Source organism: Streptomyces sp. NPDC051109 (genome assembly GCF_044455885.1).
Taxonomy (GTDB): Bacteria; Actinomycetota; Actinomycetes; order Streptomycetales; family Streptomycetaceae; genus Streptomyces.
In genome coordinates, this window is sequence record NZ_JBITFF010000007.1 from 139,072 (window position 1) to 160,730 (window position 21,659).

Here is a 21,659-nt window from a genome sequence, read left to right on the forward strand (position 1 = left end):
CGTCGCCCCATCGCACCACTGAATCGGGTGTTCCGCCTCCCCGGCACGGTCGCACAGGCCTGCGAAGGGTGACAAGGCGTGCCGGGCACGGGGCGGGCCGGGTTGGACCGGGCATGCGATCCATGCGTATCCACCCCGCCGTCCGCGGCTTCGTCCGGGCGGCGCGGCCGGTCCCCCCGCTCGCGCCCGTGCTCCTGCCCCTGCTCCTGCTCGTGGCCGCGGGCCCGGCGCGGGCCGCGGCCGGGCCCGACTTCCAGTACGTGGGCCAGGATGACAAGATCCACGGGCTGACCGCCCCGCAGGGCTGCGTGGCGGCGAAGGGCGGCGGATCCCGGGCCGTCACCAACTCGACCCGCGGGACGGCGACCTTCTACCGGGAGCCGGGCTGCGCGGGCAGCCCGGCGGCAGTGCTGGAGCCGGGCGACGCGGGCCAGATCAAGCCGTACTTCGCCTCCGTGCGATTTTCCTTCACCACCACGGCCTAGCGGCCGTGACCGCAGGGCGCCCGCCGCGTTGTACGCCATGTCAAACGCCACAGACCCCTGTGGCACCCCACATCTCACGAGGAGATCTTGATGTCGCGTATCGCGAAGGCAATCGCCGTCACCGCTGTTGCCGGTAGCGCCCTGGCCGCCGGTGCCGGTCTGGCCGTCGCCGATGCCGGAGCGCACGGTGCGGCGGTCGGCTCCCCCGGTGTCCTCTCGGGCAACCTGGTCCAGGTTCCGGTGCACGTCCCGGTCAACGTCTGCGGCAACACCGTGAACGTGATCGCCCTGCTGAACCCGGCGTTCGGCAACACCTGCATCAACGCCTCGGGTGGCGGCAAGCACCACACCGAGGGCTACGGCGGCTGACGGCCGGTTCGAGGACCAAGGGCCCCCGCCGCACGGCGGGGGCCCTTCTCGCGTCCGGGCATCGCCTCCGGACGGCGGGTCACTCCTACGGACGCGTGCGTACGGGTCATTCGTAGCGGTAGATGCCCTGGTGGCTGAGCATGTCGCGCGGGGTGAGGTCCCACGGCGGCATCGGCTCGTCGAGGGCGATCACCCGGCCGCGCTGGAGGTCGCCCCGTTCGAGCGGGGCGGCGGGCAGGTAGCCGGAGCCGGGGTGCATCAGCTGCCAGCGGTCCCAGAGCAGGTCCACGAAGGCGTGGTGCAGCCAGAACGCCGGGTCATTGGGGGCCGTGCCGCCCGTCATGTGGCCGCCGATCCACTGGTGGACCTTGTTGTGATTGCGCCAGCGCTCGCTCTTCGGCGCGGCCCAGCCCTCCAGCTTGTTGCGGAAGCCGCCGCCCTGCGCCGTGGAGTCCCAGGGCGAGGTGTCGTACTTCGGGTCGTCGAGCGCCCACTGGAGCTCGGCCGCGGTGGGCAGGGCGATCGGGTTCTGCGGCCGGCCGAGGTTGCGGGTGAGGAAGCGGGCCTCCGTGATGCCCACCGTGATCTCCCAGTTGCCCTTCTCGTAGGCGAAGGGGCCCGTCATGACCCGGCGGTCGCCCTCGCGGCCGGTGCCGCCGAGGAAGTCCTCGGCCCAGAGCGAGGAGACCGGGCTGTTCTCCGAGGTCCAGTCCCAGTACGGGACCGAGACTCCCGGGTCGACGGCCTGGAGCAGCCGCTCGAACTGGAGCAGGTAGCGCCGGTGCCAGGGGAAGAACGACGGGGACATGTGCCCGACGCGGAGCTTGCTGTCGCGGTCGGGCACGAAGTACTTGTCGTGGGTGCGCACCAGGTCGTCGTAGGCGCCGGTGCGCTTGACCTCCAGCACGGCCGCCGTGAACCGCTTCTTCTGGGCGCTGGTCAGGTTCTTCTGGTTCTGCCGGGTGTACATGCGGGGCTCCTCAGCCGTGGTGCGGGGCCGCGAACGCCAGCTGGGTGGTGCCGAGTTCGTCGACGGCGGCGCGGGCGAGTTCCAGCGGCGTACCGAAGGACTGGAAGTGGTTGATCCCGCTCAGATAGCTGCCGTCGGCGCGGCGCATGACGTGCAGGGGGCGGCCGTCGATGCGGACCCCGGCGAGGTCGACGGCGATGTGCCGGCCTCGGTACGTCTCCTCGGCGAGGGGGGCCGGGGTCAGGGTCTGCCGGGGGCGGCGGGCGCGCAGTACGGGGGCCAGCGCGGCGGCGGTGCCGGCGAGCACCGCCGCGGTGAAGGCCGCACGAAGGGCCGTGCGGCGGGTGAATGCTGCGGAGGCGGGTGTGGCGTACATGCGGTCTCCCTCGCTCGGTGGTCCGCGCTACGGGGTCTAACGCGGCGCGGCGGGCGAGGTCACCTCGGCAGCTCGGGGTGCTTGTAGAAAAGGGTGGTGGGGTGGAGCCGGCCCGCCGGGTCGGCCGCGTAGTCGGGGATGGTGCCGGCCTCGGTCCAGCCCGCGGAGCGGTAGACGCGCTCGGCCCCGCTGCCGGTCTCGGTGTCGAGGACCAGCAGCAGCACACCGGCCCGGGCGGCCGCCCCTTCGGCCTCGGCGAGGAGCGCGCGGGCAGTGCCGCGGCCGCGCGCCCCGGGATGCACCATGAGCTTGCGCAGCTCGGCGCGGTGGCGGCCGTTGGGCTTGGATTCGCGGTACCAGCTGACGGTGCCGTCGAGGCGGCCCCCGCCGGTGCGGGAGACCCACAGGGCGAGGGAGCCCTCCTCGACGGCAGGAGCGAGGGAGTCCCACCAGGCGGCCGCCCGGGCGTGGTCGAGGTCGGCGAGGAAGCCGAGCGAGGAGCCGCCGCGGACCACGGCGAGCAGGAGGTCGGCGAGTTCGTCGCGGTGGGCGGCCAGCCGGGCGGCGTCGAGCCGGGCGATCACGGGGGTCATGCGGCGAGGATAGGGATCAGCCGCCGGCCCGCTGCAGGCGGGGCAGGTGCAGGTCGCGGAAGAGCAGGGGCCGGTCGCGGTCCAGGAGAGCGGGTGGCGGTCGAGGATGAGGTCCCCCCACCGCCCCCTCCCCGCATCGGCCGTCCGGCCGGCGGACGGCGCGTGAGCGCCGCGGGGAGGCTGCCCGGCAGTCTGACTGCCGAATACCTGGCCGCACAGCGGTCGGATCCGGAGGACTCCGCCCACTGAAGCGGTCGGGAGCAAAGCCCGGCCCGGGTCTCCGGGCCGGGTGCTCATGCCCCTACGGGGAGGGGAGTTCGGCGAAGTCCGCGACCAGGGCGTGGTGGTGGCCCGGGGTGCCCAGGGTCAGGGCGTCGGCCTTGGCCCGCTTCAGGTACAGGTGCGCCGGGTGCTCCCAGGTCATACCGATGCCGCCGTGCAGCTGCACGCACTCCTCCGCCGCCCGCACCGCCACCCCGGAGCAGTACGCCTGCGCCACGGCCACCGTCAGCGGTGCGTCGGGGGCCCCGGTGGCCAGTGCGTCCGCCGCCGCGCGGGCCGCGGCGCGGGCCGAGGCCACGTCCAGCCACAGCTGCGCCAGCCGGTGCTTCAACGCCTGGAAGGAGCCGACCGGCCGGTTGAACTGGTGGCGGCCGCGCACGTGCCGCACCGTCTCCGTCAGGCACCACTCCGCGAGCCCGAGCTGCTCGGAGGCCAGCAGTCCGGCCCCCGAGAGCAGCGCCCCGGCGACCGCCGCGCGGGCCGTCGCCGGGTCCGCGAGCAGGGTCCCCGGGGCGCCGTCCAGCGTCACCGTGGCCAGCGGGCGGGTCAGGTCCAGCGGGACCCGCGCGGTCAGCGAGGCCTCCGCCGCCGGGACGGCGTACAGCCCCGTGTCGGCCAGGACCAGCAGGACGTCGGCGGACACCGCGTCCGCCACCGAGGTGACGGTGCCCGTCAGAATGCCGCCCCCGGTGTCCCGTACCGCGGCCGGCAGCGGCGCGCCCGGGGCCTGCGTCAGCGGCAGCGCGGGTGCGCACACCTGCCGGCCCGCGGCCAATTCCCGCAGGAGTCCGGCGACTTCCGCAGTGACGGTGTCACAGCCCAGCAGGATCTCCGTCGCGAGCACCGCGCTCGTGAGGTACGGCACCGGCGCCACGGCCCGCCCCAGCTCCTCCAGGACCACGGCCGCCTCCCGGTGGCCCGCGCCCTGTCCGCCGAGCTTCTCCGGTACGAGCAGTCCGGCCGTGCCGATGTCCGCCGCGAGCGTTCGCCACAGCCCCGGGTCGTGCGGCCGGCCGGTCTCCGCCCGGGCGAGCACGGCCGCCGGTGCGCACCGGTCCGCGAGCAGCGCCCGTACGGCCGAGCGGAGCTCCTCCTCCGTCTCGGAGTACAGCAGGTCGAACGCAGTGCTCATCGGGCCAGGTCCTTCCAGGCGAGGTCCTTGTCGTCGCGCGGCTCGGCGGGCAGGCCGAGGACGCGTTCGGCGACGATGTTGAGGAGGATTTCGCTGGTGCCGCCCTCGATGCTGTTGCCCTTGGCGCGCAGGTAGCGGTAGCCGGCGTCGCGGCCGGTGAAGTCGACGAGCTCGGGCCGGCGCATCGTCCAGTCCTCGTACAGCAGGCCCTCCTCGCCGAGGAGTTCCACCTCCAGGCCGCTGATCTCCTGGTTGAGGCGGGCGAAGGTGAGCTTCATCCCGGAGCCCTCGGGGCCGGGCTGTCCGGCGGCGAGCTGCTGGCGCAGCCGCTCGCCGGTGAGCCGGGCCACCTCGGCCTGGACCCACAGCTGGAGCAGCCGCTGGTGCTGTGCGTGGGTGCGGAGTTCGGGCCGTTCGCGCCAGGCGGCGGCCACGGGGGCGATCATGCCGCCCTCGCGCGGGATCCGCATGCCGCCGATGGAGACGCGTTCGTTCATGAGGGTGGTGCGGGCGACCTCCCAGCCCTGGCCGACGGCGCCGAGCCGGTGGCTGTCGGGGATGCGGACGCCGGTCAGGAAGACCTCGTTGAACTCGGCCTCGCCGGTGATCTGGCGCAGCGGCCGGACCTCGACGCCGGGGGCGTGCATGTCGCAGAGGAAGTACGTGATGCCCTGGTGCTTGGGCAGCGCGGGGTCGGTGCGGGCGATGAGGATGGCCCAGCGGGCGGTGTGGGCGCTGGAGGTCCACACCTTCTGCCCGTCGACGATCCAGTCTCCGGAGCCGCTCTCGCGGACCGCGCGGGTGCCGAGCGCGGCGAGGTCGGAGCCGGCGCCGGGCTCGCTGAAGAGCTGGCACCAGACCTCCTCCCCGACCCACAGGGGGCGCAGGAAGCGCCGCTTCTGCTCGTCGGTGCCGTACGCGAGGATCGTGGGCGCGGCCATGCCCAGGCCGATCCCGATCCGGCGCGGGTCGTTGTCGGGGGCGCCGGCGGCTTCGAGTTGCGCGTCGACGACGGCCTGGAGGGAGCGCGGCGCGGCGAGTCCGCCGAGGCCCTCGGGGTAGTGGACCCAGGCGAGGCCTGCGTCGAAGCGGGCCCGCAGGAAGTCGGCGCGGTCGGTGTCGGCGGGCGGGTGGGCCACGAGCAGGTCCTGTACGCGCGCCACCAGTTCTTCGGAGGTGATCACCGCGGGTCTCCTCCGTTCAGGGCCGGTACGACGACCAGCCGGCCGGTGGTGGTCCCGTCGGCGAGGCGCTGCACGGCGTCGGCGGCCCCTGCGAGCGGGACGCGTTCGCTGACCAGCGGCTTGACGGCGCCCTCGGCGGCGAGCCGGGTCAGCTCGGTGTGGCAGGCGGCGATGGCGGCGGGGTCCTTGGCGGCGTACAGGCCCCAGTGCAGGCCGAGGATGGCGTAGTTCTTCACCAGGGCGTGGTTGAGGGCGGGGGCGGGGATGGTGCCGCTCGCGAAGCCGACGACGACGATGCGGCCCTCGAAGGCCACGCACTTGGCGGATGCGGTGTACGCGTCGCCGCCGACGGGGTCGTACACCACGTCGGCCCCGCGTCCACCGGTGAACTCCTTGACCCGGGCGACCAGGTCCTCGTCGGTCCGGTCGATCACCAGGTCGCAGCCGAGGTCCTCGGCGGTGCGCGCCTTGGCCTTGCCTCCGACGACCCCGATGACGGTGGCGCCGGCGGCCTTGCCGAGCTGGACCGCGGCGCTGCCGACCCCGCCGGCGGCGGCGTGCACGAGGAGGGTCTCGCCGGCCTGGAGGCGGGCCCGGCGGTGCAGGCCGAACCAGCCGGTCTGGTAGCCGATGTGCAGGGCGGCGGCCTCGGCGTCGTCGAGGGTCTCGGGGGCCGGCAGCAGGGCCCGGGCGGAGGCGGTGACGTACTCGGCGAAGCCGCCGTGCGGCAGGCTGGGGTTGGCGATGACGCGGCGGCCGTCCTCGGTCTCGCCGCAGATCTCGACTCCGGGGGTGAAGGGCAGCGGCGGCCGGACCTGGTACTGGCCGCGGACGAGCAGCGCGTCCGGGAAGTTGACGTTCGCCGCGAGCACCTTGAGCCTCACCTCGCCCTCGCCGGGCACGGGTTCGGGAATCTCTTCGAGGCGCATGGCCTCTCGGGGTTCGCCGGGGGTATGTACTCGCCAAGCCTGCATCCGGGGCCTCCAGCCGCCGTCGAGGAACCACGCTCCGCGGGCATACTAAGCAGTCGCTTGCCTCTCTGGGAACCGCCGGTGGGGCCGATTCCGGGTCGGACCGAAACCCCACGGGTCAATCCGGCCACTTCCGCCCCCTATCAGGCAACATGTGTCGTGCACGCGTCATGACTTGAGTCCAGGGGGGACCACCACATGAGAAGAAGCACGTCCCCAGCCGCGACCGCCGCCGTTCTGGCCGGTCTGATCACGGCGGCCGGGCCGGCGGCCGCCGCCGGGCCTGCGTGCACGCCGGACATCCTCCGGCTGCCGGCCCTCGCGGACGGCCCCTCGCCGGCGGGCGGGTCCGTCCGGGCCTTCGGGTCGGGCGGCCTGGTGGCCGGCGACAGCGTCGGGCTGCCCGCGTACTGGACCGCCGACCACGCCGTGCACGCCGTCCCGCTGCCCGAGGGCTTCGTGTCCGGCCAGGTCCTCGCGGTGAACGCCAAGGGCCTGATGGTGGGCACCCTCCGACGCGCCGGTTGGCCTGACACCCCTTACGGGTTCACGTACGAGAAGGGTGCGGCGGCGGTCCGGCTGATCGGCGGCGGAACCACCGCGAGCACGGTGACGGACGTCAACGACGCGGGCCGCTCCGTCGGCATGGAGGGCGGCGTCGCCAAGGAATGGCTGAACGGCGCGGTGGTGCGCGAGCTGCCCGTGCCCGCGGACGCCCACCCGGGCACCGGCATCGTCTCGGTGGACGGGATCAACGCGCGCGGGGACGTCGTCGGCACGGCCCGGACGTCCTACGAGGAGGACGACCAGCTCAGGGGGAAGACCTTCCCCGTCGTCTGGCCCGCCGGGGGCGGGTACCCGCCGTACAGCCTGCAGGTGTGGACCGAGGACGACTCGACGGTCCGGACGGCCGCGGCGGACATCGACGACCGCGGCAGGGTCGTCGGCCACGAGGACCGCAGCTACCGCGACTGGCAGGAGCGCAAGCCGGCCGTCTGGAAGAAGCCGTACGACGCCCTGCCGAACGATCCGGGCCGGGTCGGCGGTTACGACCACGCGACCTTCGACGGGCTCAGCCCGGCCACGAACGTGGCCGTCGGCTCGGCCGTCACCTTCGTCGACGGATACCCCAACTTCCTCCACGCCGCGTACTGGCCGGGCACGGGAGCCCCGCTGGCCCTCCCCCACCCCGCCGGCACCGGCCCGGACTCGCGCAGCTCGGCGTACGCTGCCTCGGACGACGACCGGGTGGGCGGCGCGTTCTACGACTGGGAGGCGATGAAGGGCACTGCCGTCGTGTGGACCTGCGCGAGCAAGCAGGCGTACGCCCCGCAGAAGTGACCCCGTCGCGGGCATGGTGATCTCGGCGTCCGCGCGCTATCGATGGCCCATGACCGACGAGATCCCGCCCGGCCTGTCCGGGCTGCCCGCGCCGCCGCCGCTCGGGTCCACCGCGCTGCCCGCCGGTACGTACGCGGGGCAGGTGGTCCTCGTGACCGGCGGCGGCACCGGGCTGGGCAAGGCCATCGCCGCCGAGTTCGCCCGGCTCGGCGCGGACCTGGTGATCGCGGGCCGGCGCGCGGAGCGGCTGGAGGCGGCGCGGGAGGAGTTGGCGGCCGTCCCCGGCGCGGGCCGGGTGACGGCCGCAGTCTGCGACATCCGGGACCCGGAGCGGATCGCCGAGGTCTTCGACGCGGCGCAGGCGGCGCTCGGCCTGCCGGACGTACTGGTCAACAACGCGGCCGCCAACTTCCCCTGCCCGGCGGAGGACCTGTCGCCCAACGCCTGGCGGTCGGTCGTCGACATCACCCTGACGGGCACCTGGTTCACGACCCGCGAGTTCGGCCGCCGCCACCTCGGCGCCGGCGCACCCGGGTCCATCATCAACGTCGGTGCCTCGTACGCCTGGACCGGCGGTCCGGGCTTCGCCCACAGCGCGGCCGCCAAGGCGGGGGTGAAGAACCTGGTGGAGACGCTCGCCGTCGAGTGGGGGCCGTACGGCATCCGGGTCAACGGCCTCGTCCCCGGCCTGTTCCCGCACGCCGACATGACCGAGGACGTCCGCGACGGCCTGGAGCGGGCCGCGCCCGGCGCCCGGGACTGCCGCCAGCCCGCCCTGCGCGTCGGCGCCCCGCGCGAACTCGGCTGGGCGGCCACCTTCCTGGCCTCCCCGTACGCCCGGTTCATCACCGGGCACACGCTGGTGGTCGACGGCGCGAACTGGCAGCGCCGCTCGTTGGTCAACCCGGAGGTGGTACCGGTCCGCACGCAGTTGGGACGCGGCCCGTTCACCCCCTGAGCGGCGGCTGTCAGTGGCCGGTGCGAGCATGCGCTCATGTCTCTCGCCGATCTCACCCTCACCCACTGGCGTTCGCTCGACCGGGCGGCCGCCGGGCGCATCGCGCACGAGGCCGCCGCGCAAGCGGGCGGCCGCGTGGTGCTGCTCGACACCGTCGACCACCTCGGCGGGCCGCTGCACCGCGTCCGCATCGAGCGCGAGGGGCGGGAGTTCGCCCTCATACCCGGCGGGCCGGTGCGGCTCGGGTTCGATCCGGACGCGTGGGCGCCGACGCCCGCGCAGGCCGCCGACTACGAGGAGAGCCTGGCGGAGGGGTACGGGTACGAGCTCCCGCTGAAGGAGTACCTCGCCGAGGTGCTCAGCCCGGTCCGTACCACGGCGCTCGCCACCGTGCTCATGGCGGTGGAGGACGAGACGCTGACCGGACGCCCGGAGGCGATGGCTGAGGTGCTCGCGGCGCGCGGGCTGCGGATGCCGGGCGCCGACGAGTGGGAGCACGCCTGCGGGGCCGGGGCGGGCACCCTTTTCCGGTGGGGGAACGAGTGCCCCCTGGACGAGCCCTCGTACGGGGGCGACGGCGGCCTGCGGCACGAACCGAACGCCTTCGGGCTGCACATCGCGTACGACAGCTACGGCACGGAGCTGAGCAGCGACCCGGCGGCGGTGCACGGCGGCGACGGCGGCGAGGCCGTCTGCGGCGGATACGGCGACCTGCTCGCGTGGCTGCCGCTGGCCACCGCCAACCGCAACCCGTCCACGGCCGAGTTCGCGTACGGACCGGACGGCGCGGGCCTGTACGAGGAGTTCTCGACGCGGCCGGTGCTCAACCTCCGGTGAAGTCGGGCGGGCGGCGGGCCGCCTTGGCGGTATAGCCCTCGCGGCAGTCCTCGGAGGTGAGGGTGAGGGCCGCCGTCATCGCGACGCGGTCGAGGGCCGGGGCGAGGGCGGCGTCCGCGTAGGCGTCGATCCCGCGCTTGATCCCCTGCACCGCGAGCGGCGCGTTGGCGGCGATCTCGGCCGCCACCGCGCGGGCGGTGCTCTCCAGCTCGCCCGGGGAGACGAGCAGTTGGACCAGGTTCAGGCGGTGCGCCGTCGCGGCGTCGATCCGGCGGCCGGTCAGCGCCAGGAACTTGGCCCAGCCCGCACCCGCCTCGCGGGCGATCCGCAGGTCGCCGCCCGCGTCCACCGCCACGCCGAGCTGCGCCTCGGGCAGGGCGAACACGGCGTCCTCGGCGGCGACGCGGAAGTCGGCCATCAGGGCCAGTTCGAAGCCGAAGCCGAGGCAGTAGCCCTGCACGGCGGCCACCACCGGCTGCGGGAGCCGAGCGAGCACGGCGAAGCGCTCGTGCACCCAGCGGACGCCCTCGTAGTAGTTGCGGGTCCGCTCGGCGGCCGTCGCGCCCGTGATGGCGCCGCCGGGGGCCGTCACGTCGATGCCCGCGCAGAAGGCGCGGCCCTCGGCCCGCAGCAGGACCACCCGTACGTCCGGATCGAAGCGGATCCGGTCCGCGAGCAGGCCCAGCTGGCGGGTGGACTCCCAGCTCCAGCCGTTGAGGCGGTCGGGGCGGCAGAGGGTGAGGACCGCGATCCCGTCCGCGCTCTCCAGCCGGACGCGCTCCTCGCCCTCCGCGACCTCGTTGCCGATGGTGTCGATCACGGAACCCCCTTCTGACGATCCGTCAGAATACGGGCTCCGGGCTCAGCGCGTGAAGACCTCGAACGTCACCGCGGGGCGGCCGCCGAAGCGCGCGGACGCCTGCTGGGCGTAGCCGGTGAGGAAGGCGCGGCAGTATTCCTCCGGGTCCTGGTCGGTGAGGACCTCGATGTACGCCTTGTGCTCCATCAGCGACTTTATGGAACGCTCCAGGCCGGGACCGGCGTCGACGGCGTGCGTCGGCGTCGAGGACCCGGCCACCGCGACCCAGCGCACCCCGTCCCAAGGCTCAAGGCCCTGCTCGGAGATGAGCTCGGGGAAGATCCACCGGTTGCCGGCGTCGGCGGCCGCGTCCAGGGTGGCCCGGCCGACGGCCTTGTGGTCGGGGGTGTTCCAGTTGCCCCCGCCGCCCTGCCCGCCCCAGGTGTCGCGGTGGTTGAGGGTGATGAGCAGTTCGGGGCGGTGCCGGCGGATGGCCGCGGCGATGTCGCGGCGCAGGTCCAGGCCGTACTCGACGACACCGTCGCGGTAGTCGAGGAACTCCACCGTGGACACCCCGACGACCGCGGCGCTCGCGCGCTGCTCGGCCTCGCGCAGCGGGGCGCACTCCTCGGGCGGGATCGTGTCGATGCCGGCCTCGCCGCGGGTGGCCAGGAGGTAGACGACCTCGCGGCCGCCGTCCGTCCACTGGGCGACCGCCCCGGCCCCGCCGTACTCCAGGTCGTCGGGGTGGGCGACCACGGCGAGGGCGCGCTGCCAGTCGGCGGGCATCGGCTCCAAGGGCGCGGGCTGATCCAGTTGTTCGGTCATGCCCCGCACAATAGACGCACCGCCGCGCACCCCCCACGTGCGGAAGCAGAGTTCTAGACGTCGTCGCGCACGAGGGCCAGCAAGCGGTCCAGGACGCGGGGCCCGCCGGCGCGGACGCCGTCGTGTTCGAACTCGTCCGTCACCCAGGTCCGCAGGCCCCGGATCGACGCGGCGGTGTGCAGGGAGTGCGCGGTGTCCACGTACAGGTCGTCGTGGTAGATCGCGGCGGCCACCGGGACCTCGTTGGCGGCGAGCCGCTCCGGGTCGTACAGCGCTCCCCAGCCGGTACGGGCGGCAAGCAGTTCGGCGGTCTCGCGCAGCGGGGCCAGCGCCGGGTCGGCGGTGAAGTGCCAGGGGTGGATGGTCTCGCCGGTGAACAGCAGGGGCCCGTCGCCCGCGAGGGTCTTCCCGGCGTCGAAGCCGGGGTGGCCCGCGCGGACCCGTTCGGCGGCCCAGGCGGTGGGCGCGGCCGGGTCCTGGGCGTAGATGGCTTCGTGGAGCAGGGCGTACAGGGGGTGCGCGGCGAAGGAGAGCGTTCCCTGTACGTGTTCCAGGAACGCGTCGGCGAGGGCCGGGCCCGCCGGGGTCGGGACGAAGGCGTCCTCCAGCAGGTAGTGCAGCTGGTGGCTGCCGTCACCGGTGCCGAGCAGGATGCCGAGGGACTGGAAGGCCTCGGCGGTGAGGCGGTGTCCGCCGGGGAGCTCGGCCGGGCGCTCCACGAGGTGCGCGGCGATGCGGCGGGCGCGTTCGACGTCCATCGGGTAGCGGGCGTAGTGGGCCAGGTTCTTGCGCTCCATGCGGGGGTACGCCGCCGCGTACACCTCGTCGGCGGTCGCCGTGAGGGAGGGGAGGCCGCCGGTGATCAGGGCGGCGGTCAGGCCCTCGGGGGCGGTGGAGAGGTAGTGGGTGGTGCAGAAGCCGCCGAAGCTCTGGCCGAGCACGGTCCAGGGCGCGCCGCCGGTCAGGCCGGGGCGGATGGCCTCGGCGTCGCGCACGATGGAGTCGGCGCGGAAGTGGGCGAGGTACTCGGCCTGCCGCTCGGGGGTGCCGCGCAGGGGCAGGGTCTGGCGGTTCGCCGGGGTGGATCGGCCGGTGCCGCGCTGGTCGAGCAGGAGGACGCGGTACTCGGTGAGGGCCCGCTCCAGCCAGGCCTGGCGGCCGGTGAAGCGGCGGGCGCCGAAGCCGGGGCCGCCCTCCAGGTACAGCAGCCAGGGCAGGGTCTCGGGGTCCTTGCCGGTGGCGACGGCCTCGCGGGCGTACAGCTCGATGTGCTCCCCGTCCGGGCGCGCGTGGTCGAGCGGGACGCTGAAGCGGTGGTCGGTGAGGACGACACCGGGCTGGCGGTAGCTGCGGTCGATGGTCACGAACGGCCCCTGGGTGTGCGGCAGCCCCGGCCGGATCGCGACCGGGGCACGGGTCTGGCGGCCCGGCCGAGTGTAGTACGGGCCCGCGGCGCACCCCGGCCCCCGCCTGCGCCTGCGTCAGCGGGGCGCCGGGGGCCGGGGAGCGAGGGCCGGAGCCGGGGTCTAGAACTCGACGACCGAGCGGAGGACTTCGCCGCGGTGCATGCGGGCGAAGGCCTCTTCGACCGCGTCCAGGGGGATGGTCTCCGAGACGAAGGCGTCGAGGTCGAGGCGGCCCTGGAGGTAGAGGTCGATCAGGAGGGGGAAGTCGCGCTCGGGCAGGCAGTCCCCGTACCAGGAGGACTTGAGGGAGCCGCCGCGCCCGAAGACGTCGAGCAGCGGGAGTTCGAGTTTCATCTCCGGCGTCGGCACGCCGACCAGGACCACCGTGCCGGCGAGGTCGCGGGCGTAGAAGGCCTGCCGGTAGGTCTCGGGGCGGCCCACGGCGTCGATGACCACGTCGGCGCCGTTGCCGCCGGTGAGGGCCTGGACGGCCTTGACCACGTCCTCGGTACGGCCGTTGACGGTGTGGGTGGCCCCGAGGCCGCGCGCCCACTCCAGCTTCCGGTCGTCGAGGTCGACGGCGATGATCCGGCCGGCGCCGGCGAGGCGGGCGCCGGCGACGGCCGCGTTGCCCACTCCCCCGCAGCCGATGACGGCGACGGAGTCGCCCCGCCCGACGTTGCCGGTGTTCAGGGCGGCGCCGAGGCCGGCCATCACCCCGCAGCCGAGGAGTCCGGCGGCGGCGGGTGAGGCCGCCGGGTCGACCTTGGTGCACTGGCCGGCCGCGACGAGGGTCTTCTCGGCGAACGCGCCGATGCCGAGCGCCGGGGAGAGCGGGGTGCCGTCCTCCAGGGTCATCGGCTGCGTGGCGTTGTGCGTGTTGAAGCAGTACCAGGGGCGGCCGCGCTTGCAGGCCCGGCAGGTGCCGCACACGGCGCGCCAGTTGAGGACGACGAAGTCGCCGGGCGCGACGGAGGTGACGTCCGGGCCGACGGATTCGACGATTCCGGCTGCCTCGTGGCCGAGGAGGAAGGGGAACTCGTCGTTGATGCCGCCCTCGCGGTAGTGGAGGTCGGTGTGGCAGACCCCGCAGGCCTGGACCTTGACCAGGGCCTCGCCGGGTCCCGGGTCGGGCACGAGGATCGTCGTCGTCTCCACCGGTGCGCCCTTGCTCCTGGCGATGACCCCTCGTACGCGATGCGTCACGTCGTACCCCGCTCTGGTCGGATCTGTCTGGATCAACGAACGTACACGGGCGCGGCGGTGGAAGGGAGTCGTGTCACGCCGGGGAAGCGGGAGTGGCGAGTTCCGGCGGTACGGCGGCGCGAAGTGCCGCTGCGAACGCGGCCACGGCGGGGTGGGCGGCGGCGCCGCTGCGGAAGGCCACCTGGGTACGGCGCTCCATGAGGAGCCGGGTGAGGGAGACGGCCGGGCCGACGGGCTCGCCGACTCCGAGCTGCGGGACGACGGCGACGCCCTGACCTGCTGCGACCAGGGCGAGCACGGTGGGGAACTCGTCGACCCGGTGGCGGATCCGCGGGGTGAACCCGGCGGCCTGGCAGGCCCGCAGGGCCATGGCGTGGCAGAGGGTGCCGTGGGTGGCCGTGATCCAGGGAGCGTCGGCGTGGGCCCGCAGGACGGCGCCCTGGTCGGGTGCTCGGCCGCCGGGGACCGCGGCCGCGCCGGCCGCGGACTCCGCCGGGGCGGCCAGGTACATCGACTCGCGGTAGAGCGGCCGCGTGGCGAGACCCGGCTCCGGCGGCGCGGGGACGAAGTCGTACTCGTGGATCAGTGCCACGTCCAGGTCGCCGGCGCGCAGCGCGTGCGCGACCGCCGCCGGGTCGGTCTCCGAGACCATCGGCTCCAGCCCCGGGTGGCGCCGGGCCAGGGCCACCAGGGCGGCCGGGACGATGGCCCGGATGGCGGTGGGGAAGGCACCGATGCGCAGGGCCCCGGCCAGGCCGCCGCGCGCCTCGGCGAGATCGGCGTCGGCCTGTTCCAGCCGCTCCAGAACGGCCTCGGCGTGCCGGACCAGGTTCTGCCCGGCGGGGGTGAGCCGGACCCGGCGGCCGGTGCGTTCGAGGAGCGGCAGCCCCGCCTCGCGTTCGAGGACGGCGAGTTGCTGGGACACCGCCGAAGGACTGAAGGCGAGGGCCTCGGCCACGGCGGCGATGGTGCCGCGGCGGGCGAGTTCGCGCAGCAGGCGCAGGCGTCGTACGTCGAGCATCGGTTCAGCTTACGGGTCGGGTAAGAAACGCGAACTGGATTTGTCGCTCGGGGCAGATGAAGCTCGTCGGCATGGCACACAACCTCTCCCTGCACGGGATTCACGTACCGCTCGTCACCCCTTTCACGCGCGTCGGGGACGTCGCCGCCGATGCCCTGGAGGCGCTCGCCCACCAGGTGCTCGACGACGGCGCCACTGGGATCGTCGCCCTCGGCACCACGGGCGAGGCCGCCGGCCTCGACGAGGCGGAGCGCGACCTCGTCACCGGCGTGTGCGCGCGGGTCTGCCGCGAGCGGGGCGCGATGCTGACCGTGGGCGCCGGGGCGGGCGGCACCCGGGCCGCCGGGGCGGCGCTGGGCCGGCTGGCGCAGTGGCCCGAGGTGCGGGCGGCACTGGTGACCGTGCCCTCGTTCGTACGGCCCGGGGCGGCCGGGGTCCTGGCGCACTTCGCGCGGCTGGCCGAGGTGAGCCCCGTACCGCTGGTCGTCTACCACATCCCGTACCGGACGGGGCAGCCGCTGGACGCGGCCGCGCTGCGGGCGCTCGGGGAGCTGCCCGGGGTGGCCGGGGTGAAGTACGCGGGCGGCGGCGTCGGCGAGGAGGCGGTGGCGCTGCTCGGCGGGCTGCCGGACGGGTTCGCGGTACTGGCGGGCGACGACCTGTACGCGTCTCCCCTGATGGCACTGGGCGCGGCGGGCGGGGTGCTGGCGTCGGCGCACCTGGCGACGGCGCGGTACGCGGAGCTGGCGGCGGCCTGGCGGGTCGGCGACGTGCCGCGGGCGCGGGCCCTGGGCCACGCTCTGGCCCGGCTCTCGGCTGCGCTCTTCGCCGAGCCGAACCCGGCGGTCGTGAAGGGCGTGCTCCATGCCCAGGGCCGGATCCCGACGCCGGACGTGCGGCTCCCGCTGCTGCCGGCGGGCGGGGCGGCGGTGTCGGCGGCGCTGGAACGGCTCGCCGAGGTCTGAAAACCGTCCGACAGGCTGACGGGCGCGCCGGGAAGCGCCCCCCGTGGGCGGTTCGCAAACAACGGGCGAGATGCCCGAATCAGGCAGGAGTACGGGCGACTTGTCCGTTTCCTTGAAAGGCTCCCGGAACCCGTGATGTGAGTCACTCGAATAGGACCAACATCATTAATCCGGAGCAGGTGATTCCCTTTTCCCGGAAAGGAATTTCGGCATTCCCGGAAGGCGCCCCCAAGGTCGTTTTCGACCTTGAAACCGGCAAGTCGATCACCCGGGGGAATTCGAGCCTTGTTCCCGCCCGGCGGACTCGCTTACCTTCACGTCATTCCCAGCGGGCAGCTGCCGAAACCGGCGGCCGCCAGGGATCCCCCGCACCCCCACGTGAGGAATTCCTCCATGCCCGGACTCGGTAAGCACCGCCGACCGAAGCAGCGCCCGATCGCCCGCAAGCTGGCCTTCGCCGGCACCGGCGGCGCCGCCCTCGCCCTGCCGCTGATCAGCGCGACCACGGCGGGGGCGGCCGTCACCCAGCCGGCCGCGGCGCCCGCCGCGAAGACCGTCACGCTGCCGGCCGCCAAGCCGGCGGTGGAAAAGGCCGCGGCCCCCCTCACCTATTCCGTGAGCGTCGGCGACACGCTTTCGAAGATCGCCGTCGAGCATGCGGTGAACGGCGGCTGGCAGGCCCTGTACGAGGCCAACCGGAGCGCCATCGGGTCCAACCCCTCGGTCATCCGCCCCGGGCTGAAGCTGAGCATCGGCGCGGCGGCCAAGGCGGCCGCGGCGAAGGCGACCGGGGTGAAGGCCGCCGCGGTCGCCAAGCCCGCCACCACGTACGCGAACAACCTCGACGGCTGGATCCGGCAGTCGCTGGACATCATGGCCCGGCACGGAATCCCCGGCAGCTACAACGGAATTCACCGCAACGTCATGCGGGAGTCCTCGGGCAACCCGATGGCCATCAACAACTGGGACTCCAACGCGGCGGCGGGCATTCCCTCCAAGGGCCTGCTCCAGGTCATCGACCCGACCTTCCGGGCCTACCACGTGCCCGGCACCTCCCTGGACTCGTACGACCCGGTCGCCAACATCACGGCCGCCTGCAACTACGCGGCGGCCCGCTACGGCTCGATCGACAACGTCAACGGCGCCTACTAGGCCCCGGAGGACCGCCTGGGAGCCGGCCTCGGATCCGGTCCCGGATCCGGTTCCGGATCCGGTTCCGGGACCGGCGCCAGGCGGACACCCCCTAGAGCCAGCCCTGGCGGCGGGCCGCGCGGGCGGCCTCCATGCGGTTGCGGGTGCCCGTCTTGCCGATGGCCGAGGACAGGTAGTTCCGTACCGTCGACTCCGACAAGTGCACCCTGGCCGCGATGTCGGCCACGGTCGCCCCGTCGACCGCCGCGCCCAGTACGTCGACCTCGCGCGCGGTCAGCGGGTTCGGGCCGGCGCTGAGCGCGGCCGCGGCGAGCGCGGGGTCGATCACGGTCTCCCCGGCGAGCACCCGGCGTACCGCGGCGGCCAGTTCCTCCACCGGACCGTCCTTGACCAGGAAGCCTGCGGCCCCCGCCTCCATCGCCCGGCGCAGATAGCCGGGCCGCCCGAAGGTGGTCAGGATCAGCACCCGGCAGTCGGGAAGGCGCGTGCGCAGCTCGGCGGCCGCGTCGAGACCGCTGCGGCCCGGGAGTTCGATGTCGAGCAGGGCCACGTCCGGTTGCGCCTCGACCGCGGCCGGCACGATCTCGGGCCCGGTGCCGACCTGCGCCACGACCTCGATGTCCTCCTCCAGGCCGAGCAGCAGGGCCAGCGCGCCGCGCATCATGCCCTGGTCCTCCGCGAGCAGGACCTTGATCATCGACTCTCCTCGTTCTCCGGGCTCTCTCCGGTCTCCGGTCCGGCCGGCTCCACCGGGAGTTCGGCCGTGACCCGGAACCCCCGCCCCGGGCCGGGTGCCGGGCCGCCGACCAGGGTGCCGCCCGCCGCGGCGAGCCGCTCCGCCAGGCCGGTCAGGCCGCTGCCCGGCGCGGTCGAGCCTACGCCGTTCCCATTGTCGGTGATCACCAGGCGGACGCGCTCCGCCGTGCTCCGCACCTCGATCTCGCAAGTGGTCGCACCGCTGTGCCGGATGGCGTTGGTGGCGGCCTCGCGCACCACCCAGCCCAGCAGCGCCGCCGCCTGCGGGGGCAGCGGGGGCCCTGACTGCCGCACGACGGGCTCGATCCCGGCGGCCGTCAGCGCGCCGCGGGCGCGGTCGAGCTCGGCGGCGAGGCTGGCCTCGCGGTAGCCGGTGACGGCCTCCCGGATCTCGGTGAGCGCCTGGCGGCCGACCGACTCGATGTCGGCGACCTGGGCGAGCGCCGCGTCCATGTCCCGGGGCGCGATCCGGCGGGCCGCCTCCGACTTCACGACGATCACCGACAGGGTGTGGCCGAGCAGGTCGTGCAGATCGCGGGAGAAGCGCAGCCGCTCCTGGTCCACCGCTGCGCGGGCCAGCTCCTGACGGGTCTCGCGCAGTTCCTTCACGGTCTCGGACAGGGCGAGGATGGCCGCGGTGACCATGCCGGACACCAGCGTCCCGTAGACGATGCCGAGGGTGTCCCAGCCCTCGTCGAGTCCCGCGACCGCCCCGGCGAGGCCGGTGACGACGAACATCACCGGGCCGAGCTTGCGGCCCCGGACCACCGCGCCGGTGGCCAGGCCCCACAGGGGGAAGAACAGCAGCCAGTTGCCCCCGTAGGCGAGGGCGAGGGCGCAGGTGACGGCGCCGAGGGCGGCCAGGCACCAGCGAGTGGCGGCGGCCTCCCGGGCCCGCCGGTCGAAGGCGCGGAACACCAGGGTGATGTAGAGGGAGTTGAAGACCAGCAGGCCGAGGGCGCCGATCCAGGGGTTGGGGGTCTCCCCCTTGATGACGTTGGAGATGGCTCCCATGCCCAGCAGCAGCCACGGCAGCAGCGTGAAGGCGTTCGGCGGGCCCATGGGGCCGCGGCCGTAGTCCGCGGCCTCGCCGCACTCCTTGCGCCTCTTCTCCCGCGCCCGCCATTCGGCTTTGCGGACCGCCCAGTCGGCCTTCCACTCGGCCTTCCGGTCCGCCCTGGCCCTGCGGGCGGCCTTCCGGTCCTGCCCGGTCCCCCGCCTGCCCTGCGTCTTCATTCCCGGTCCCTGCTCCATGCGTTACACCGTCCTCGCGGACCGACGGTACGAGAGCACCGCGTACGAACCGAACAGCAGGGCCCATACCGCGAGTACGGAGACGGCGGCCGGGCCGGGGGCGGTGCCCGCGGCGAGGGACTGGCCGATCTCGGCGAAGCGGCGCGTCGGGGTGAAGCCGGACAGCGAGCGCAGCCAGTCCGGGAACAGTTCGACCGGGAACCAGAGTCCGCCGGCGATGGAGAGCGCGAGGCTGCACCCGACGTTGACCACGCCGGTGGACTGGGCGGTGAGCCGGTACCCGTTGCCGATGCCGAGCAGGGTGAAGGGGAGCGCGCCGAGCCACAGGACGAGGGTGACGGCGGCCCATTCCCAGGCCTCCAGCCGCACCCCGTTCACCAAAGCGCCGGCCGCGAGCACGGCGGCCACGGCGGGAAGCACGGTGACCGAGCCGGTCAGGGCCCGGCCGATCACCACCTGGCGGGGGGTCATCGGGGTGACCCGCAGCTGCCGCAGCCAGCCGATGCCCTTGTCCTCGGCGACCCCGGATCCGGTCCCCAGGGCCGAGCCCAGGGCCCCGTAGGCGGCCATGGCCACCATGGAGGCCGTCTTCCACCCACCGGTGTCGGCGTCGGTGCCGAGGTGGGTGAAGAGCAGGTACATCAGCACCGGCATGCCGATGCCGAAGACCACGAACGAGGTGTCGCGCAGGGTCCGGCGGACTTCCAGGCGGACATAGGCGGTGATCATCGGACGCTCCCCGCGGCGGCGTTGTGGGTGGAGGTGGTGGAGGTGGGCACACGGGTGGCGCCGTGGCTGTCGGTGAGGGCGAGGAAGGCGTCGTCGAGCGAGGGCGCGGTGACCTCGATCCCGCGGATGGCGCCGAGGCCAGCGAGCGCAACGACCGTCGCGTCCGGGTCCTCCGTGCGCAGCCGCGCGCGGTCTCCCCGTACCTCCACGGAGACCACGCCGGGCAGTTCGCCGAGCCCCTCGGTGGGGTGACCGGCCAGGTCGACCGAGACCAGCGACCCGCCGGCGGCACGGCGCAGCTGCTCCCCGGTGCCGTCGGCGACGATGCGGCCGGCGTCGACGACCACGATGCGGTCGGCGTGGGCGTCGGCCTCCTCCAGGTAGTGCGTGGAGAACAGGACGGTGTTGCCGCGGCGGGCGAAGCCGCGCATGGAGTCCCAGAAGGCGCGGCGGGCCTCCACGTCGAGGGCGGCGGTCGGCTCGTCGAGCACGATGAGCTCCGGGTTTCCGGCGAGGGCGACCGCGAAGCGGACGCGCTGGGCCTGCCCGCCGGATAGCCGGTCGATGCGGCGGCCGGCGCACTCGGTGAGCCCGGCCAGCTCCAGCGCCTCGGCGACGGGCATGGGGGCGGGGTAGGTCCGGGCCACGAAGCCGACGAGCTCGCGCACGGTGATCCGCGGTACGGCGCGGCCCTCCTGGAGCACGGCGCCCACCCGGCCGGCCCGGACCGCCCTGCCGGGGGTCTCGCCGAAGAGCCGTACGCTGCCCGCGTCGGGCTCGTCGAGGCCGAGCAGCAGGCTGATGGCGGTGGACTTTCCCGCGCCGTTGCGGCCGAGCAGGGCGACCGTCTCGCCGCGCCGGACATCGAGGTCGATGCCGGCGACGGCGCGGACGGCGCCGAAGGACTTGGCCGCGTTCCGGAACCGGACCGCGGGCTCCTCGTGGGGCGGCTCCGCCGCCCCGGCCGTGTGCGCCGACCGCGCCGGCTGGATCGTCTGCGTCATGCCCACCACGCTACGAAGCGGGGCGGGTCCCCCGGCAGATCCGTGTGTACGGACCCCGCCAGGACAAATGTCCCGGCCGCTACCCGGCCGGCCGGAGCCGGGACCTGCCGGCGCGGGCGCGCAGCAGGGTGCGGACGGGCGCCGCCAAGCCGTAGCCGACGTCCTTGCGCAGCGCCTGGACGCCGGCCCGTTCCACGGCGGCGAGTTGGTGTCCCATGAGCTCCGTCATCGCGGCGATCACGGGGCGCAGGCCCGGCTCGACGAGGTCGAGGATGCCGTCGGTGGCGTCCAGTGCGCTCCGGGCGCGCCGGGTTTCGGCGTCGAGGAGGGCGCGTACGGCCGGGGTGTCGCGGGCCTGTTCGAGGTCGGCCCGGGTGACGGAGTGCTCGGCGAGGCGGGCGCGCGGGAGGCAGAGCCGGCCGTCCGCGAGGTCTCCGGAGAGGTCGGCGAGGAAGTCCACCCTCTGGGCGGCGTCCACGAACCGCCGCCACCCGGCGGCCTGTGCCCCGTCGGGGCCGCCCTGGTACTGGAGGCCGGTGAAGACCAGTACCCCGGGCCAGGCATAGGCGTCGAGGTAGGCCTGGAAGTCCTCCTCGGTGTCGAAGCCGTCGAAGCCGACCTCGGCGGTGGCCGCGCCCTCCAGGAACCGGGAGACCCAGTGCTCCGGCAGCCCGCGGGTGGCGACGGCGTGGGCGTACGCGCGCAGCAGCGGGTCGGGGCTGTCGCCGGTCTTCAGCGCCGTCTGCGCCCGCCCGGCGAGCGCGGCCAGACCGGCGGAACGCTCCTGCGGGGTGCCGGTCTCGGCCACGTCGTCGACGAGGTTCATGAAGGCCACCCCCGCCGTCAGCCAGGGCACCAGCGGCGGCGCGGCGAGCAGGCGCAGCGTCACGTACGGGGCCGGCTCGCGGCGCAGCACCCGGCGGGCGACGTACGTGTAGTCATCGCGCAGCCGGGGGCCGGTGATACCGGCCGCCGTGAGGGTGGTGCGCCAGCTGGGCATGGTGGTGGGACTCCCCGAATCGAACCGCTCGTACCGGTACA

At 74.3% G+C, this 21,659-nt stretch carries 23 protein-coding genes; 7 read left to right on the forward strand and 16 right to left on the reverse strand.

Annotation, left to right across the window (positions count from 1 at the left end; translation table 11 throughout):
* Positions 1-113: 113 nt before the first annotated feature.
* Together ACIBAD_RS15655 and ACIBAD_RS15660 are read left to right on the forward strand one after the other, a co-directional pair.
* Positions 114-485 (forward strand): hypothetical protein, encoded by a 372-nt coding sequence (locus ACIBAD_RS15655; protein ID WP_134069233.1) that lies wholly within the window; start codon positions 114-116, stop codon positions 483-485.
* Positions 486-575: 90 nt separating this feature from the next.
* On the forward strand, positions 576-854 hold the full coding sequence (locus ACIBAD_RS15660) for a chaplin (RefSeq protein WP_398907082.1): 279 nt from the start codon (positions 576-578) through the stop codon (positions 852-854).
* A gap of 106 nt (positions 855-960) precedes the next feature.
* Here the strand turns inward: ACIBAD_RS15660 and ACIBAD_RS15665 are convergent, their stop codons facing one another.
* The 6 genes from ACIBAD_RS15665 to ACIBAD_RS15690 form a co-directional block, all read right to left on the reverse strand.
* A complete protein-coding gene (locus ACIBAD_RS15665) occupies positions 961-1,824 on the reverse strand; it encodes a tyrosinase family protein (protein WP_134069235.1) in 864 nt (287 codons plus the stop codon).
* Positions 1,825-1,834: 10 nt separating this feature from the next.
* Positions 1,835-2,200, reverse strand: coding sequence for a tyrosinase family oxidase copper chaperone (locus ACIBAD_RS15670; RefSeq protein ID WP_398907084.1), 366 nt, complete (start codon positions 2,198-2,200; stop codon positions 1,835-1,837).
* Positions 2,201-2,259: 59 nt separating this feature from the next.
* On the reverse strand, positions 2,260-2,793 hold the full coding sequence (locus ACIBAD_RS15675) for a GNAT family N-acetyltransferase (RefSeq protein WP_134069237.1): 534 nt from the start codon (positions 2,791-2,793) through the stop codon (positions 2,260-2,262).
* A gap of 301 nt (positions 2,794-3,094) precedes the next feature.
* A complete protein-coding gene (locus tag ACIBAD_RS15680) occupies positions 3,095-4,207 on the reverse strand; it encodes an acyl-CoA dehydrogenase family protein (protein ID WP_134069238.1) in 1,113 nt (370 codons plus the stop codon).
* Positions 4,204-5,391, reverse strand: coding sequence for an acyl-CoA dehydrogenase family protein (locus ACIBAD_RS15685; protein WP_398907087.1), 1,188 nt, complete (start codon positions 5,389-5,391; stop codon positions 4,204-4,206). The genes ACIBAD_RS15680 and ACIBAD_RS15685 overlap by 4 nt, the downstream gene beginning before the upstream one ends.
* Complete coding sequence (locus ACIBAD_RS15690) at positions 5,388-6,365, reverse strand: NADPH:quinone oxidoreductase family protein (RefSeq protein WP_398907090.1); 978 nt, start codon at positions 6,363-6,365, stop codon at positions 5,388-5,390. The genes ACIBAD_RS15685 and ACIBAD_RS15690 overlap by 4 nt, the downstream gene beginning before the upstream one ends.
* Before the next feature lie 195 nt (positions 6,366-6,560).
* Between ACIBAD_RS15690 and ACIBAD_RS15695 the strand changes: the two genes are divergently transcribed.
* Genes ACIBAD_RS15695 through ACIBAD_RS15705 form a run of 3 tightly spaced genes read left to right on the forward strand, consistent with a single transcriptional unit; the run spans position 6,561 to position 9,498 of the window.
* The gene (locus ACIBAD_RS15695; RefSeq protein ID WP_398907092.1) at positions 6,561-7,703 is read left to right on the forward strand and encodes a hypothetical protein; all 1,143 of its coding nucleotides are present in this window, start codon (positions 6,561-6,563) and stop codon (positions 7,701-7,703) included.
* 49 nt (positions 7,704-7,752) lie between these two features.
* The gene (locus tag ACIBAD_RS15700; protein ID WP_398907094.1) at positions 7,753-8,661 is read left to right on the forward strand and encodes an SDR family oxidoreductase; all 909 of its coding nucleotides are present in this window, start codon (positions 7,753-7,755) and stop codon (positions 8,659-8,661) included.
* Positions 8,662-8,697: 36 nt separating this feature from the next.
* The gene (locus tag ACIBAD_RS15705) at positions 8,698-9,498 is read left to right on the forward strand and encodes a hypothetical protein (protein ID WP_134069242.1); all 801 of its coding nucleotides are present in this window, start codon (positions 8,698-8,700) and stop codon (positions 9,496-9,498) included.
* Here the strand turns inward: ACIBAD_RS15705 and ACIBAD_RS15710 are convergent.
* From ACIBAD_RS15710 to ACIBAD_RS15730, 5 genes are all read right to left on the reverse strand, one after another.
* Positions 9,485-10,318, reverse strand: a complete 834-nt coding sequence (locus ACIBAD_RS15710; RefSeq protein WP_134069243.1) for an enoyl-CoA hydratase/isomerase family protein — start codon at positions 10,316-10,318, stop codon at positions 9,485-9,487. The genes ACIBAD_RS15705 and ACIBAD_RS15710 overlap by 14 nt on opposite strands.
* A 42-nt stretch (positions 10,319-10,360) precedes the next feature.
* Positions 10,361-11,125: a PIG-L deacetylase family protein gene (locus ACIBAD_RS15715; RefSeq protein WP_134069244.1), complete on the reverse strand. Its 765-nt coding sequence runs from the start codon at positions 11,123-11,125 to the stop codon at positions 10,361-10,363.
* 53 nt (positions 11,126-11,178) lie between these two features.
* Entirely contained in the window at positions 11,179-12,483 is a 1,305-nt protein-coding gene (locus ACIBAD_RS15720) for an alpha/beta fold hydrolase (protein WP_398907361.1), read from the reverse strand.
* Between the two features lie 168 nt (positions 12,484-12,651).
* Positions 12,652-13,737, reverse strand: a complete 1,086-nt coding sequence (locus ACIBAD_RS15725; protein WP_398907098.1) for an S-(hydroxymethyl)mycothiol dehydrogenase — start codon at positions 13,735-13,737, stop codon at positions 12,652-12,654.
* 73 nt (positions 13,738-13,810) lie between these two features.
* A complete protein-coding gene (locus tag ACIBAD_RS15730) occupies positions 13,811-14,758 on the reverse strand; it encodes a LysR substrate-binding domain-containing protein (RefSeq protein ID WP_134069246.1) in 948 nt (315 codons plus the stop codon).
* Between the two features lie 71 nt (positions 14,759-14,829).
* Here ACIBAD_RS15730 and ACIBAD_RS15735 point away from each other — a divergent pair, with 71 nt between their 5' ends.
* On the forward strand, positions 14,830-15,723 hold the full coding sequence (locus ACIBAD_RS15735) for a dihydrodipicolinate synthase family protein (protein WP_398907100.1): 894 nt from the start codon (positions 14,830-14,832) through the stop codon (positions 15,721-15,723).
* Between the two features lie 393 nt (positions 15,724-16,116).
* A complete protein-coding gene (locus ACIBAD_RS15740; protein ID WP_398907102.1) occupies positions 16,117-16,875 on the forward strand; it encodes a transglycosylase SLT domain-containing protein in 759 nt (252 codons plus the stop codon).
* 91 nt (positions 16,876-16,966) lie between these two features.
* On the opposite strand, the gene ACIBAD_RS15745 is transcribed toward ACIBAD_RS15740, so the two are convergent.
* The 5 genes from ACIBAD_RS15745 to ACIBAD_RS15765 form a co-directional block, all read right to left on the reverse strand.
* Complete coding sequence (locus tag ACIBAD_RS15745; RefSeq protein ID WP_134069249.1) at positions 16,967-17,572, reverse strand: response regulator transcription factor; 606 nt, start codon at positions 17,570-17,572, stop codon at positions 16,967-16,969.
* Positions 17,569-18,885 carry a sensor histidine kinase gene (locus ACIBAD_RS15750; RefSeq protein WP_398907105.1) on the reverse strand — a complete coding sequence of 439 codons (1,317 nt, stop codon included), beginning with the start codon at positions 18,883-18,885 and terminating at the stop codon, positions 17,569-17,571. Before ACIBAD_RS15750 ends, ACIBAD_RS15745 begins: the two co-directional genes overlap by 4 nt.
* 3 nt (positions 18,886-18,888) lie before the next feature.
* Positions 18,889-19,611, reverse strand: a complete 723-nt coding sequence (locus ACIBAD_RS15755) for an ABC transporter permease (RefSeq protein ID WP_134074249.1) — start codon at positions 19,609-19,611, stop codon at positions 18,889-18,891.
* Positions 19,611-20,618, reverse strand: coding sequence for an ATP-binding cassette domain-containing protein (locus tag ACIBAD_RS15760; protein WP_398907107.1), 1,008 nt, complete (start codon positions 20,616-20,618; stop codon positions 19,611-19,613). The genes ACIBAD_RS15755 and ACIBAD_RS15760 overlap by 1 nt, the downstream gene beginning before the upstream one ends.
* A 79-nt stretch (positions 20,619-20,697) precedes the next feature.
* Positions 20,698-21,618, reverse strand: coding sequence for a squalene/phytoene synthase family protein (locus tag ACIBAD_RS15765; RefSeq protein ID WP_398907109.1), 921 nt, complete (start codon positions 21,616-21,618; stop codon positions 20,698-20,700).
* Positions 21,619-21,659 lie beyond the last annotated feature (41 nt).